The organism is Gordonia aichiensis (assembly GCF_039946255.1).
Taxonomy (GTDB): Bacteria; Actinomycetota; Actinomycetes; order Mycobacteriales; family Mycobacteriaceae; genus Gordonia; species Gordonia aichiensis_A.
The window spans coordinates 1-489 of the sequence record NZ_JBCDWL010000053.1; the positions used below are offsets into that span (position 1 = coordinate 1).

Below are 489 nucleotides of genomic sequence, written 5' to 3' on the forward strand. Positions count from 1 at the left end.
GCCGAGAGGTTGACCGGAGCTGAAGGCACCTCGCATCTTCTTGCTGAGCCAATAGACGATCGGGGAACCTGGGATTGCGGTGAAGTCATGGCCCGATGCGAGGTAGTAGCCCGCATCCTTGGTCCGTACACTGATGGCGGTGCTCAATGCGGCGGCCTTCTCCGCTTCAGACGCCTCGTCGACAAGTCGGATGAACATACCCTCGTGGTTGGTGCGCCCGGCTGGAGGATTCGTCAGCACGAATGCCGTCGATGAGACAACCTCGCCGTCGATCGAGTCGAAAGCACGTGTGCCGAGGTGGAGCATGGAGGTGATCTGTTGATGAGACAGCAGTGAAGTTCGCAACTTCTCGTACGAGCTGAGGAACATCCATGACTGCATGGTGATCATTGCTGCCGCTCCGTGCGGCCGCGCGAGGCTGGTGCAGCGTTCGATGAAAGCGGCGAAGAGGTCTGACTTGCTGTTTGGGTACTCGTCCTTCATGAACTG

At 58.7% G+C, this 489-nt stretch carries 1 protein-coding gene; it reads right to left on the bottom strand.

Translation table 11 applies throughout. The features are described 5' to 3' along the window. Positions 1 to 483, bottom strand: a 483-nt coding sequence (locus AAFO60_RS20855; protein ID WP_432211733.1) for an Eco57I restriction-modification methylase domain-containing protein, incomplete at its 3' end; no start/stop codon positions are given. Between the last annotated feature and the right edge of the window lie 6 nt (positions 484 to 489).